Origin of the sequence: Knoellia subterranea KCTC 19937 (assembly GCF_000768685.1) — a bacterium.
Taxonomy (GTDB): domain Bacteria; phylum Actinomycetota; class Actinomycetes; order Actinomycetales; family Dermatophilaceae; genus Knoellia; species Knoellia subterranea.
The window spans coordinates 66,095-79,118 of record NZ_AVPK01000005.1; the positions used below are offsets into that span (position 1 = coordinate 66,095).

14 protein-coding genes and 1 tRNA gene are annotated in these 13,024 nt (G+C 69.0%); 11 read left to right on the forward strand and 4 right to left on the reverse strand.

The window, feature by feature from the left end:
- The first annotated feature begins 81 nt into the window (after positions 1–81).
- From N803_RS09755 to N803_RS09765, 3 genes are all read left to right on the forward strand, one after another.
- Positions 82–414, forward strand: coding sequence for a PadR family transcriptional regulator (locus N803_RS09755; protein WP_035905031.1), 333 nt, complete (start codon positions 82–84; stop codon positions 412–414).
- Positions 411–1,493 carry a hypothetical protein gene (locus N803_RS09760; RefSeq protein WP_035904687.1) on the forward strand — a complete coding sequence of 361 codons (1,083 nt, stop codon included), beginning with the start codon at positions 411–413 and terminating at the stop codon, positions 1,491–1,493. The genes N803_RS09755 and N803_RS09760 overlap by 4 nt, the downstream gene beginning before the upstream one ends.
- 39 nt (positions 1,494–1,532) lie before the next feature.
- A tRNA-Leu gene (locus tag N803_RS09765) sits at positions 1,533–1,607 on the forward strand.
- 26 nt (positions 1,608–1,633) lie between these two features.
- Here the strand turns inward: N803_RS09765 and N803_RS17485 are convergent.
- On the reverse strand, positions 1,634–2,209 hold the full coding sequence (locus N803_RS17485) for a VanZ family protein (RefSeq protein WP_052112127.1): 576 nt from the start codon (positions 2,207–2,209) through the stop codon (positions 1,634–1,636).
- A 193-nt stretch (positions 2,210–2,402) separates the two neighbouring features.
- On the opposite strand from N803_RS17485, the gene N803_RS09775 reads away from it, so the two are divergent.
- Together N803_RS09775 and N803_RS09780 are read left to right on the forward strand one after the other, a co-directional pair.
- Positions 2,403–3,263, forward strand: coding sequence for a Bax inhibitor-1/YccA family protein (locus N803_RS09775; RefSeq protein WP_035904690.1), 861 nt, complete (start codon positions 2,403–2,405; stop codon positions 3,261–3,263).
- A 12-nt stretch (positions 3,264–3,275) separates the two neighbouring features.
- Positions 3,276–3,545, forward strand: coding sequence for a hypothetical protein (locus tag N803_RS09780; protein ID WP_035904693.1), 270 nt, complete (start codon positions 3,276–3,278; stop codon positions 3,543–3,545).
- On the opposite strand, the gene N803_RS09785 is transcribed toward N803_RS09780, so the two are convergent.
- Entirely contained in the window at positions 3,486–4,643 is a 1,158-nt protein-coding gene (locus N803_RS09785) for an SGNH/GDSL hydrolase family protein (protein WP_035904696.1), read from the reverse strand. The genes N803_RS09780 and N803_RS09785 overlap by 60 nt on opposite strands.
- A 150-nt stretch (positions 4,644–4,793) precedes the next feature.
- Here N803_RS09785 and N803_RS09790 point away from each other — a divergent pair, with 150 nt between their 5' ends.
- The 6 genes from N803_RS09790 (at position 4,794) to N803_RS09815 (ending at position 11,504) form a co-directional block, all read left to right on the forward strand.
- Positions 4,794–6,179, forward strand: a complete 1,386-nt coding sequence (locus tag N803_RS09790) for a cystathionine beta-synthase (protein WP_035904697.1) — start codon at positions 4,794–4,796, stop codon at positions 6,177–6,179.
- Positions 6,180–6,393: 214 nt separating this feature from the next.
- Complete coding sequence (locus N803_RS19090) at positions 6,394–7,815, forward strand: fatty acid desaturase (RefSeq protein WP_035904699.1); 1,422 nt, start codon at positions 6,394–6,396, stop codon at positions 7,813–7,815.
- A gap of 27 nt (positions 7,816–7,842) precedes the next feature.
- Positions 7,843–8,439 (forward strand): TetR/AcrR family transcriptional regulator, encoded by a 597-nt coding sequence (locus tag N803_RS09800; protein WP_035905035.1) that lies wholly within the window; start codon positions 7,843–7,845, stop codon positions 8,437–8,439.
- A gap of 96 nt (positions 8,440–8,535) precedes the next feature.
- Positions 8,536–8,952 carry a CBS domain-containing protein gene (locus N803_RS09805; protein ID WP_035904702.1) on the forward strand — a complete coding sequence of 139 codons (417 nt, stop codon included), beginning with the start codon at positions 8,536–8,538 and terminating at the stop codon, positions 8,950–8,952.
- A gap of 120 nt (positions 8,953–9,072) precedes the next feature.
- Complete coding sequence (locus N803_RS09810) at positions 9,073–11,151, forward strand: NADPH-dependent 2,4-dienoyl-CoA reductase (RefSeq protein WP_035904705.1); 2,079 nt, start codon at positions 9,073–9,075, stop codon at positions 11,149–11,151.
- Positions 11,152–11,222: 71 nt separating this feature from the next.
- Positions 11,223–11,504 carry a hypothetical protein gene (locus N803_RS09815; protein ID WP_156969730.1) on the forward strand — a complete coding sequence of 94 codons (282 nt, stop codon included), beginning with the start codon at positions 11,223–11,225 and terminating at the stop codon, positions 11,502–11,504.
- A gap of 83 nt (positions 11,505–11,587) precedes the next feature.
- On the opposite strand, the gene N803_RS09820 is transcribed toward N803_RS09815, so the two are convergent.
- Both N803_RS09820 and msrA read right to left on the reverse strand, forming a co-directional pair.
- Positions 11,588–12,175 (reverse strand): GNAT family N-acetyltransferase, encoded by a 588-nt coding sequence (locus tag N803_RS09820; RefSeq protein ID WP_035905036.1) that lies wholly within the window; start codon positions 12,173–12,175, stop codon positions 11,588–11,590.
- 75 nt (positions 12,176–12,250) lie between these two features.
- The gene (gene msrA / locus N803_RS09825) at positions 12,251–12,943 is read right to left on the reverse strand and encodes a peptide-methionine (S)-S-oxide reductase MsrA (protein WP_035904711.1); all 693 of its coding nucleotides are present in this window, start codon (positions 12,941–12,943) and stop codon (positions 12,251–12,253) included.
- Between the last annotated feature and the right edge of the window lie 81 nt (positions 12,944–13,024).

Below are 13,024 nucleotides of genomic sequence, written 5' to 3' on the forward strand. Positions count from 1 at the left end.
GGCACACTAATGCGGAATGCGTAGTAGTGTGCGTTCTGCGCCACCGACCCCGGTGGCGAAGGACCGGATCAGGGGGTGTTCGTGGACGCCACACAACTCGTCAAGGGAGTGCTCGACCTCGCCGTGCTGGCCGTGGTCGCGCGCGAGGACGGCTACGGCTATGACGTCGTTCGTCGACTGCGGGCCGCGGGGCTGGAGGACGTCGGCGACGCGTCGGTCTACGGCACCCTTCGTCGCCTCTACAGCGCGGGGGCACTCACGTCCTACGTCGTGCCGAGCGACGAGGGACCCCACCGCAAGTACTACGGGATCAATGCCCAGGGCCGCGACGCCCTGGCCAATCAGGGCAAGACGTGGGCCGCCTTCTCCCAGACGATGGCCGGCCTCCTCGACGAGGCAGGAGTGAAGGCATGAACAGCAGCACGATGTCCGGGGAGGTCCGCGACTACGTGGCCGGGGTGCGGGAGGCCCTGAGCGACCTGCCGGTCGAGGACGTCGAGGAGTTCACGACGGGGATGGAGGCCGACCTTGCGGAGCGGCTCGCCGAACCGGGTGACGGCACCTTGCGAGACCGTCTCGGAGTACCAGAGGCGTATGCCGCAGAGTTGCGTTCCGCTGCCGGCCTGCCTCCCCGCCTGGTTGGGCCAGAGGCGAAAAAGTCTGTGGGACAACGCTTTTCAGAGCAATGGGACCGCATGGCAGCTCAGGTGCTCGGCGCCCTGCCGTGGCTTCGCGACCTGCGGCCCGTCTGGTGGGCCGTGCGCGGCTTCGCGCTGGCCGCGATTCCGGCGACGGTTCTGGGCGTGGGCATCGTGTGGCTCGGGATCCTCGGTGTGATCGTCTCCGTGGCACTCGGACTCCTCGCTCGCCACGGCAAGGTGGTCGGTCATTGGGTCCGCCCGGTTCGGTTCGTCGTCAACGGTGCCGCCGTCCTGGCCCTGCCCGTTGCCCTGGTGCTGCTCGCCGACGGTCCGGTGCGCAACGACACGTACTACGGAGAACCCGGGCCGATCTCGGGCGTGACCAGCAACGGGAACCAGGTCACGAACCTCTACGCGTTCGACGAGACGGGTCGGCGCCTCGACAAGGTCCGGCTGTACGACCAGACCGGACAGCAGCTCGTCATCGACCCGATGGTCTATGACTACACGCTGAGCCAGACCTCGCCGAGTGAGTACGAGCAGTTGTGGGATCCGACCAAGAGCAGGATCGACATCGAATCGGGCGTGTTCCCGGTGCGTTGGCTCAACCGCACCGGGTGGGAGCCGTTCGAGGAGGGCGAGTGGGAGCCGCCGATGGCGATCACGCCGCTGCCCGGCCCGGTTCCGACTGTCGAGGCCAGTCCCACGCCGAGCTCCACCGTCACGTCCACCGCTTCGCCGACGCCGTCGACCAGTCCCCAACCCTCTGCGTCGGCCTCGCCCGGCGCCACCCAGACGTCGCCCGGATCAGGGGCCGCGGCGACTCCCACCCCGACCGCAACGTCGAGGTGAGGCGGTCACGGGGGCGGACACACGGCATACAGTGATCCCGCCCCCGTGGCCCAATCGGCAGAGGCAGGCGACTTAAAATCGCTCCCGGTGCGGGTTCGACTCCCGTCGGGGGCACTCGCAGGCTCGTCCCCACTGTGCGATCACCGTGCGAGGCGGTGGCCCACCTGGCATACGCCGGCCGAGTCGCACCGAACGTCCGGTGGTCCGTAGTGGACCGGTCCAGCGACGAACAGTCCGCACCCGACCAGGGCGATTCCCGTCCCGACGACCGACAGCCGAGCGAGCGCCATGCGGCCGCGTCGTGGCCCGAAGCCCAGGAGGCAAATTCGGGCGAGCAGCAGTCCGACGACGGCACCTCCAGAGTTGGCGATGACGTCGGAGATGTCGGTGCTTCCCACGGCCAGGACCCACTGGGCCACCTCCAGACCAGCACTCATGAGCGCTGCACCGGCAAGTCCGAGCCACCATCGCCTCCGAGTCAGGGCAGCGACCCACAGGCCGAACGGCACGAACAGTGCGACGTTCGCGAGGACCTCGCGAGGTGCGCTCGCGGCATACCCGTCGCCTGCGACGAAGGGCACGAGCTTGAGGTGACGTCCTCCCGAGCCGACGTGAGGGACCTCGAGCTTCCACAGGACGATCCACGTGAGGAGCGCGAGGTGGACGGCGAAGGTCGCGACGAGGAGGCGACGGCGACGTGGCGAGGGCGGCGGCATGGGTCCACTTCATCGCGTGGGATGTTGCAGGAGCGTATGCAAAATCGCCGGGGCGGCCGGAGCGGTCGGTGACTGTTGTTCCTGATCGTTGTCCACAGTTGACCGTGCCGCGGGAACGAACAGGGCCTCGAACGCGGTTGAATGGGTGAACGACGCGGTGGATCGCCATCGCGCCAGACCAACGGAGGACACGATGGCCAGCAACCCGGCCTTCAACCGACTCGAGAAGGACGCACAGTCCGGCTACGCCAACTTCCAGACGCAGGGGGCGAACCCCGGCAACGTGTCGTACGCCGCACAGGGCGCGACCGACACCTTCTCGCAGCAGCAGCTCGAGAACATGTACAACCAGCCGTCCGCCGGCCCGGTCGACACCGGCCGCGTGACGATGGACGACGTCATCATGAAGACACTGGGGCTCTTCGCCCTGGTCCTCGGCTTCGGCGCCGTCGGCTGGGTCGTCGCCTCGCAGAACCAGCAGGTCGGCATGATGCTCTGGATGGGCGGCATGATCGGCACGCTCATCCTCGGCCTCGTCATCGCCTTCAAGAAGGCGCTGAGCGTCCCGCTCATCGTCGGGTATGCCGTCCTTGAGGGTCTGTTCGTCGGTGCCGTCTCGCAGTTCTTCAACAGCGTGCAGGGTTGGGAAGGAGTCGTCGCGTCAGCGGCCGTCGCCACGGTCGCGACGTTCGTCGGCATGTTCCTCGCCTACAAGACGGGCCTCATCAAGGTCACCAACAAGTTCCGCCGCATCGTCACGATGGCGATCTTCGGGTACGCGATCTTCGCTGTCATCAACTTCCTGTACGCCTCGTTCGTCCCGAACTCGCCGGCGTTCGGCTTCGGTGGCACGAGCGGCATCGGCATCGCCATCTCGCTCTTCGCTGTCGGGCTCGCAGCGATGTCGCTCGCGCTCGACTTCGACATGATCGATCGGGCCATCGCGACGGGCGCCCCGCAGAAGTACTCGTGGCTCCTCGCGCACGGCCTCATCGTCACCGTCGTGTGGCTCTACATCGAGTTCCTGCGCCTCTTCGCGCGCATGCGCGACTGACACGAGGTCCTCGTGAATCGTCTCCCCGAGGACGTCCAACGGGAGCTCGAGCGCGTGGTCCGCAGGTGGCGTGAGCTGCCCGTGGACCACGCGCTCGCCGCATCCAGGGACGTGCGCGAGCTCGTCCAGAACCTTGCCAACGCGACGGCAGGCGAGAGCGTGCCGGATCTCGGCCCGGCCGTGCTCATCGACCAGTTGCGCGTTCTCGTGTGGGACGCCGCCTCAGCGGGTGTCCCCGACCTCGCCGACAGCCTCGCCGACCTGCGCCGAGCCCTCCCCTGAGGACCGGTCGGCGCCGTGGGTGGCCGCCGACCAGCTCTCGGGGCGTCCGTGATCGGTGGCGGAGGCCGTCCCGTCGTCCGGGAGGGCCGCAGGGTTGCGGGCTGCGGGCACGGCATCGTGGCGCCGGCGCAGCAACACCGCCCACCGGCCGCGCGGGCCGCGGTCCTGCCCGCCGACCTCGGTGGGGGAGACCTCGGTGCCGGCGTCCTTGACCGCCTGACCGGCCGCCACCGCCACGGGGCCGACGCCCTCGCCGCGCCTCGCCTCGGGTGCACGGTCGGCCGTGTCCTGACCCCACACCCCGAGGGCTGCACAGACCGAGGGGAGCAGCGCGGCGGCGGCGCGGGCGTAGCCCGCGGCCGACGGGTGGAATCGGTCCTCGCTGAACATCGTCTTGGGCGACGCCGCGAACTCCTTGCCGAGCAGGTCGCCGAGCGACACGGTGCGGCCACCAGCCTCGACGACTGCGATGGTCTGGGCGGCGGCCAGGTCGCGGCTCCAACGGCGGGCGAGCAGTCGCAGCGGCTGCGCCAAGGGCTCGACGGTCCCCAGGTCGGGGCAGGTACCGACGACGACCTCGGAGCCAAGGGCCCGGCAGCGACGCACGGTGAGTTCGAGGTGCCGCACGGCGGTGGCCCGGTCGATCCGGTGGGTGACGTCGTTGGCGCCGACCATGATGAGGACGACGTCAGGGACGTCGATCGTCTCGAGCGCCTCGGCCAGTTGGCGTTGGAGGTCGCTCGACTCGGCACCCACGACCGCGTGGTTGCTGAGGTGGACGCGGCGCCCCATGAGGGCGCTCACCCCGTTGGCGACGATCGCACCCACCGTCTCGTGTGCGTGGTGCGCACCCATGCCGGCGGCGCTCGAGTCGCCGAGCACGAGGATCTCGATCGCCTCGCCGGGACCGGCGCCATAGGTGCCGTTGTCGTCGGGAGAGGAGTCGAAGGGCGTGCCGACGATCCGGCGGGCCAACAGGGCCTCGCCCTTGATGACGCCGTAGCCCACGGCGCCCAACGCGGCACTCGCCGCCGCCAGCCCACCGCCCCCGTAGGCAGCCGTCGCCGCGATCTTGCGTGCCCGTCGTGCGCGTCCCATGGTGTCCCGCAACCTCCTTGACCTTTCGCCCACGCTAACGCCCGGCACCGACGCAAAGGTGCCCACCCGGCATACGCGATGGGTTGTCGCCGGGCGCGGGCCTCTCTCGGGGAGGACGAACCGAGTGCTGCGGGGTGCGAGGATGGGGGCATGAAGTATGCCGAGCACATCGCCGACCTCGTGGGCAACACCCCGCTCGTGAAGCTGAACTCCGTCACCGACGGCATCGCCGCGACGGTCCTGGCCAAGGTCGAATACATGAACCCCGGCGGCTCCGTGAAGGACCGCATCGCGCTCAAGATGGTCGAGGCTGCCGAGGCCTCCGGCGAGCTCCAGCCGGGAGGCACGATCGTCGAACCGACCAGCGGCAACACCGGTGTCGGCCTCGCCCTCGTCGCGCAGCGCAAGGGCTACAAGTGCATCTTCGTGTGCCCGGACAAGGTGAGTGAGGACAAGCGCAACGTCCTCAAGGCCTACGGTGCCGAGGTCGTCGTCTGCCCGACCGCCGTCGCGCCGGACCACCCGGACTCCTACTACGAGACCTCCGACCGCCTCGTCCGTGAGACGCCCGGCGCGTGGAAGCCCAACCAGTACGCCAACCCCAACGGCCCCGCCTCGCACTACGAGTCGACCGGCCCCGAGGTGTGGAACGACACCGACGGCCAGGTCACGCACTTCGTCGCGGGCGTCGGCACGGGCGGCACGATCACGGGCACGGGTCGCTACCTGCGCGAGATCTCGGCCGACCGGGACGCTGCGGCCGGTGGTCGCGTCCAGATCATCGGCGCCGACCCCGAGGGTTCGGTCTACTCCGGCGGCACCGGTCGCCCCTACCTCGTCGAGGGCGTGGGTGAGGACTTCTGGCCGAGCGCCTACGACCCCGAGGTCGTCGACCGCATCGTCGCCGTGTCCGACGCCGACTCGTTCGACATGACCCGTCGCCTCGCCCGCGAGGAGGGCCTGCTCGTCGGTGGTTCGTGCGGCATGGCTGTCGTCGCTGCGCTCGAGGTCGCCAAGGACCTGCCGGCCGAGGCGGTCGCCGTCGTGCTGCTGCCGGACTCCGGTCGTGGCTACATGTCGAAGATCTTCAACGACGACTGGATGAGCTCCTACGGGTTCATGCACGCCAACGGTGGGACGACCGTGGGCCAGGTGCTGCGCGGCAAGTCGGGCGAGCTCCCCGACCTCGTCCACACCCACCCGAACGAGACGATCCGCGACGCCATCGAGATCCTGCGCGAGTACGGCGTCTCCCAGATGCCCGTCGTCAAGGCGGAGCCGCCGGTCATGACCGGTGAGGTTGCCGGTGCGGTGAGTGAGCGCGACCTGCTCGAGTTGCTCTTCCACGGCGAGGCGACGCTGCACGACTCGGTGGAGAAGCACATGAGCCAGGGTCTGCCGCTCGTCGGCTCGGGTGAGCCCGTCGCCACCGCCCGGCACGAGCTCGAGAACGCCGATGCAGTCCTCGTCATCGAGGGCGGCAAGCCGGTCGGGGTGCTGACTCGGGCCGACCTGCTCGGTCACCTCGTCGACTGACCAGCCATCGTCTTTGTGCCCTGCACGGACGGCGAGCGCCAGCGAGCTGTCCGTGCAGGGCACAAAGACGAACGGGGAGCGCGGCGAGCGCCAGCGAGTTGTCCGTGCAGGGCACAAACACGGTCGCCGGGGGAGGCTCTGGTTACCTCTTGCCAAGTAGTGGTTTACAAGTCATAGTGATTTGTAAACCAGTCCGGGCAAGGAGGCCTGAACCATGGCGACGAACGCGACCATCCCCGTCGGCTCGACCGAGCAGTGGAGGGACCCGAAGCGCTACCTGTGGCTCATCGGCCTCGTCGTCCCGTCGCTCGCCTTCCTCGGTGGCGGGCTGTGGCTCCTCACCGGTTGGTCCCTGTGGTTCTGGCTCGGGCCGATCATCATCCTCGGCGTCGTGCCGGCCATCGACCTGTTCGCGGGGCTCGATCGCGCCAACCCACCGGACGACGTCATCGAGGCGCTCGAGAAGGACCGGTACTACCGGTGGATCACCTACCTCTACCTACCGATCCAGTACGCCGGGTTCGTCGGCGCAATGTGGGTCGTCTCGGGGGCGAGCCCGTGGGAGCTCACGCTCGGGCAGAAGATCGGGCTCGCCGTCTCGATCGGCTGCATCGGTGGCATCGGCATCAACACCGCGCACGAGCTCGGCCACAAGCGGGAGGCAAACGAGCGCTGGCTGAGCAAGATCGCGCTGGCGCAGAGCTTCTACGGCCACTTCTACATCGAGCACAACCGTGGCCACCACGTGCGCGTCGCGACGCCCGAGGACCCCGCGTCGAGCCGGGTGGGGGAGAACTTCTACCAGTTCTGGCCGCGCACGGTGTGGGGCTCGCTCAAGAGTGCCTGGCGGCTCGAGGCGCGGCGCATCGGTCGCCGAAAGCAGCACCCGTTCCGACTGTCGAACGACGTCCTCAACGCGTGGCTCATGTCGGCGGTGCTCTTCGGCGGGCTGATCGCGTGGCTCGGCTGGGGGATCCTGCCCTACCTCGTCATCCAGGCGGTCGTCGGCTTCTCGCTGCTCGAGGTCGTCAACTACATGGAGCACTACGGGATGCTCCGGCAGAAGGTCGGCTACGGCGACCGCACGCGCTACGAGCGGGTCGGCCCGTCGCACTCGTGGAACTCCAACAACATCGCGACGAACGTCCTGCTCTACCACCTGCAGCGGCACAGCGACCACCATGCGAACCCGACTCGGCGCTACCAGACGCTGCGCGACTTCGAGGAGTCCCCGGTCCTGCCGACGGGGTATGCCGGGATGATCGTTCTCGCGTTGGTCCCGGCGGTCTGGCGCCGGGTCATGGACCCGCGGGTGCTGCGTCATTTCGATGGAGACCTGTCGCGGGCGAACCTGTCGCCGCGCAAGCGGGAGCGCATTCTCACTGCATATCCGCCGCCGAGTTCCATTGTGGGACAGGGGCTTTCGGATGATGTGCTCGGTTCGGCAGCCGTCGACGAGGTGCTGGCGGCGCGATGCCCGGGGTGTGGCTACACCTACGACGTCGTGGCCGGTGAGGAGCGGGAAGGCTTTGCTGCGGGCACGGCGTGGGCGGAGATCCCGGCGGACTGGTGCTGCCCCGACTGCGGCGTGCGCGAGAAGGTCGACTTCGTCGTCGTGGAACCCCGGGCCGCATGACGTGCGAGGCGTGAGAACACCGGCATGATGGGTTGGGTGACGGCCGAGCAGACGACCTCGTTGCGCGAGCGCCTCATCGAGGCTGCGGCCGACCTCACGGTCGAGCACGGGTGGTCGGGCGTGACGATGTCGCGTCTCGCCGACGTGGTGGGCGTGAGTCGGCAGACGGTCTACAACGAGGTCGGTGGCAAGACGGAGCTGGCGGAGTCCCTCGTCCTGTGGGAGCTCGGACACTTCCTCACCGCCGTGAACGAGGGCTTCGACGCTCACCCGGACGAGCTCGTCGACGCGGCACGTGACGCCATCCGTCGGGTCCTCGAGCGGGCGGAGGTCAACCCCCTGCTGCGGGCCGCGGTGTCCGCGACCCAGGGCGCTGACACCGAGCTCCTGCCCCTGCTGACGACCGACTCGCAATCCCTCGTGGCAGCAGCGGCCGTGGCGATCGAGCTGCGGTTGGGGGAGTACGACCACGGCCTCGAACTCGAGCGCGTCGGTGCACTCGTCGACACGATCGTGCGGCTCGTCGTCAGCCACGTCATGCGACCGTCGGCCTCACCGAACGAGACGGCCGAGCTCGTGTCCTGGATCGTTGCCCGGGTGCTGCGACCTGAAGCCGACGCCTGAACCGCACGCGAGCTCTCCGACGCGTTAACGTCGAGAGCAAGGTGGATCCCGGCGGTCGCCCGGCCGCCCCACCGGCCACAAGGAGTGAGTTCCAGCATGACCACTGCACGTGACCTCATGACCAGTCCTGCCGAGTACCTCAACGCGAGCGACACCCTCGACGTCGCCGCCCAGGCCCTCAAGACGAGCAACGTCGGCTCGATGCCCGTGCGCGGCGACGACGGCGCCCTGTGCGGTGTCGTCACGGACCGGGACCTCGTCATCCGCGGCATCGCCGAGGGCAAGGACCCGAACTCGACGCGTGTCGACGAAGTCTGCTCGGGGACGGTCGTCAGCGTCGGACCCGACGATGACGCGGCCGCCGTCTCGAAGGTGTTCTCCGACAACCAGATTCGCCGCGTACCCGTCCTCGATGGCGACGAACTCGTCGGCATCATCAGCCAGGCCGACCTCGCCCGGGAGTTGCCGAACGACCAGACCGGCGACGTCGTCCAGGCCATCTCCCGCAACTGACCGAGGAGCCGCAGACGACCGCCCGAGGTGGGCGGACGGCATACCGGCTTCTCGGCCAGCGAGAGCAGGAACACACCCGTACCGGTTCCGACCGGTGCGGGTGTTGCCTACCCTCGAGTAGTGAGTGCCTTCCCCAGCCTGCTGTCCCCGATCGAGCTCGGCCACGTCACGCTGCCCAACCGCGTCGTCATGGGTTCCATGCACACCGGTCTCGAGGACCGGGCGCGTGACTTCCCCAAGCTCGCGGCCTTCTTCGCCGAGCGGGCGCGCGGTGGGGCCTCACTCATCATCACGGGTGGGTTCGCGCCCAACATCGCCGGAACGCTCCTGCCGCTCGCATCGAAGCTCACGACGCGTCGCGAGGCGCGCCAGCACAAGGTCATCACCGATGCAGTGCACGCAGAGGGCGGGCGGATCGCGTTGCAGCTGCTGCACTCGGGACGCTATGGGTTCACGCCGTGGTGCGTCGCGCCGTCGGCCATCAAGAGCCCGATCTCGAAGTTCAAGCCGCGCGCGCTGTCGTCGCGTGGCGTCGAGAAGACGATCGAGTCGTTCGTCCGGGCCGCGCGGCTGGCTCGCGAGGCCGGCTATGACGGTGTCGAGGTCATGGGTTCCGAGGGCTACCTCGTCAACCAGTTCCTCGCACCGCGGACCAACAAGCGCACCGACGAGTGGGGTGGCACGCCCGAGAAGCGCCGTCGCTTTGCCGTCGAGATCGTGCGTCGGATCCGCGAGGCCGTCGGTCCGGACTTCCTCATCGTCTATCGCATCTCCGCGGTCGACCTCGTGCCCGACGGTCAGACGTGGGATGAGGTGGCCGCGCTCGCGCGTGAGGTCGAGGCCGCCGGTGCCACGACCCTCAACCTTGGAATCGGCTGGCACGAGGCACGCGTCCCGACGATCGTCACCTCCGTGCCCCGCGCCGCCTTTGCCTCGTATGCCGGCCGGCTGAAGTCGGAGACGTCGCTTCCGGTGATCGCGACGAACCGGATCAACATGCCCGAGGTGGCCGAGGGTGTGCTCTCCGCGGGTGACGCCGACCTGGTGTCGTTGGCCCGGCCGTTCCTCGCCGACCCGGACTGGGTCCGCAAGGCCGCCGAGGCGCGGGTCGACGAGATCAACACGTGCATCGCGTGCAACCAGGCGTGCCTCGACCACACGTTCAAGAAGAAGCGGGCGACGTGCCTGCTCAACCCGCGTGCCGTCTACGAGACCGAGCTCGTGCTCGGGCCGACGCGTTCGGTGAAGCGTGTGGCCGTCGTCGGTGCCGGGCCGGCGGGGCTGTCGTGCGCGACGGCGCTGGCCGAGCGCGGGCACTCGGTGGAGCTGTTCGAGGCCCGGGACGACATCGGGGGGCAGTTCGCCATCGCGCAGCGCATCCCGGGCAAGGAGGAGTTCTCCGAGTCGATCCGCTACTTCCGTCGGCGCATCGAGGTGACGGGTGTGAAGCTGCACCTCGGGCGTTGGGTGACGGCCGAGGAGTTGCGCGCCGAGGGCTTCGACGAGGTCGTCGTCGCAACGGGTGTCGAGCCGCGCGTGCCGTCGATCCCGGGTGTCGACCACCCGTCGGTCATGACCTATGCCGAGCTCGTGCGCGGCGAGCGTGAGCCCGGGCAGCGAGTGGCCGTCATCGGTGCCGGTGGCATCGGGGTGGATGTGTCGGAGTTCCTCACGGCTCAGCCGTCGCCGACGCTCGACCTCGACCTGTGGCGCGCTGAGTGGGGCGTTGGTGACCCGGCCGAGTCGCGCGGGGGTCTGGCACCGGCGGTCGTCGAGACGCCGAAGCACGAGGTGATCCTGTTGCAGCGCAAGGCTTCAGGCATCGGCAAGGGCCTCGGCAAGACGACGGGCTGGGTGCACCGTGCGGCGCTCAAGGCCAAGGGCGTCGAGCAGGTCACGGGTGCGTCCTACGACCTGATCGACGATGACGGGCTGCATGTCTCGTTCGCTGCCGATGGCGGCAAGGGCGGAAAGGGCGGCAAGGGCGGCAAGGGTGGCTCCACGGGCGAGCGCGAGACGCGGGTCATCCCCGTCGACACGATCGTCCTGTGTGCCGGTCAGGAATCGGTGCGGACCCTCGCGGACGACCTGGCCGAGAGTGGGCTGCCGGTCCACGTCATCGGTGGCGCCGATGTGGCGGCCGAGCTCGACGCCAAGCGCGCCATCCGTCAGGGCACGGAGCTCGCCGCCCGCATCTGACCGCCCTCGAGCCGGATCTGGAGGGTGCCGGAGACCCCGCTTGCGGCGCTGTGCGTGGCACGCTGGGTCCCATGAGCGGATGGTGGTGGGTGGTCATCGTGCTGGCCGTGCTCGGCGTGCTCCTGCTCGTCGTGGGGTTCCTGCAGATGCGCGCGGCGAGACCCGACGCCACGATCAAGGGCGGTTTCGGCGGCCCCGCAGGCAGCGCCGATGTCGGCACTCACCCCAACTTCAACGCACCCGGCCCCAGAGACCACTGGAAGGTCGGCGCGCCACTGCGCATCGCCGGGTTCTGCGCGGTCATCGTCGCCGCTGTCATCGGCTTGATCCTCACGATCGCCAAGGCCTTCTGACCCACTGCCCGGAAATCGTCACCTGGCCCGGTTGCAACCGGGACGATTCACGATTTCCCGTCGGGGGTGGCGCCGCCCGGCCCTCAGGTCGCGTCCGAACCGCGGCTCCAGTCGCTCGCGAGCAACCCCATGTAGTGCACATCCACCCAGGCGTCGTCGAACAGCAGCGCCTCGCGCCCCGTCCCCTCGTGGACGAACCCGACCTTCTCGTAGACGTGCCGCCCCCGAGGGTTGAAGTCGTAGACCTCCAACGTGATCCGGTGCAGGTCGAGCGCCTCGAACCCGTACCCGACGATGAGCCGCGTCGCCTCCGTCCCCAGACCACGGCCACGCCCCGCGGCCCCGATGAGCGTCCGGAACCAGGACGACCGGTTCCCCTCGTCCCAGCCCGCCAACACCACTTCGCCGACGAGCTCACCCGACGCCCGGTCCTCGACCCCCAGCACGAGCCGGTCGTCGGCCTCCGCCCACCCGCCATAGATCTCGCGCAGCTTCTCAAGCGGCATCGCGGCCGGCTCTTCGGAGCTCGAGTTCGCCGAACCCGTGAGCCTGGCGATCTCGGGGTCTGCCCGCACCATGGCATCGATGAGGTCGGCGTCCTCGGCCCGGATCGGCCGCAACGTCACGAGTGAACCCTCGAGCGTCGGCTTGGTCGCAAAGTCCGCAGTCACGAGAGGTGACTGTGCCACGGAGGCGGGCACCCGGCATACCGGATTGTTCGTCCTCGGCGACCGAAGACGACAGCGTCAGGCGGGCGGCGCGATCTCGGTCTGCGCGGGCAGGTTCGCGACACCGATGGGGCAGGTCAGCCCGTTCGGGCCGTGGTTGCAGTAGCCGTTGGGGTTCTTGTGGAGGTACTGCTGGTGGTAGTCCTCGGCATACCAGAACGTCCCTGCCTCAGAAGCCGGCGTCAGCTGCGTCGTGATCTCGCCGGCACCGACGCGCGTCAGCTCACCCTGGAACGCCTCGCGGGTCGCCCGCGCGGCCGCCTCCTGACCGGGGGTGGTCCAGAAGATCGCGCTCCGGTATGCCGTGCCGATGTCGTTGCCCTGCCGGTTGCCCTGCGTGGGGTCGTGGTTCTCCCAGAAGGCCTTGAGAAGCAGTTCCGGGGACGTGACCGTCGGGTCGTAGGCGACGAGGACGCTCTCCGCGTGACCGGTGCGGCCGGTGCACGTCTCCTCGTAGGTCGGGTTGGGCGTGAAGCCGCCCATGTAGCCCGCAGCCGTCGTCACGACACCCGGGAGCTGCCAGAAGATGCGCTCGGCACCCCAGAAGCAGCCCATCGCGACATAGAGGACCTCGGTGCCCGCGGGCCACGGCCCCTCGAGCGGCGTGCCCAGCACCTCGTGCGTCGTCGGCACCGTGAACGATCGCGTCTCGCGACCGGCCAGGGCCTCGGCTGCAGTGGGCATCGTCGTCTTCGCGCGCGAACCGAACATCGTCGCTCCTCCGTTGGGACTGGGATTCGTTCGATGCAATGCTCAGGGCGACTCAATGATTCCCGAGTGACATGCGTCTGG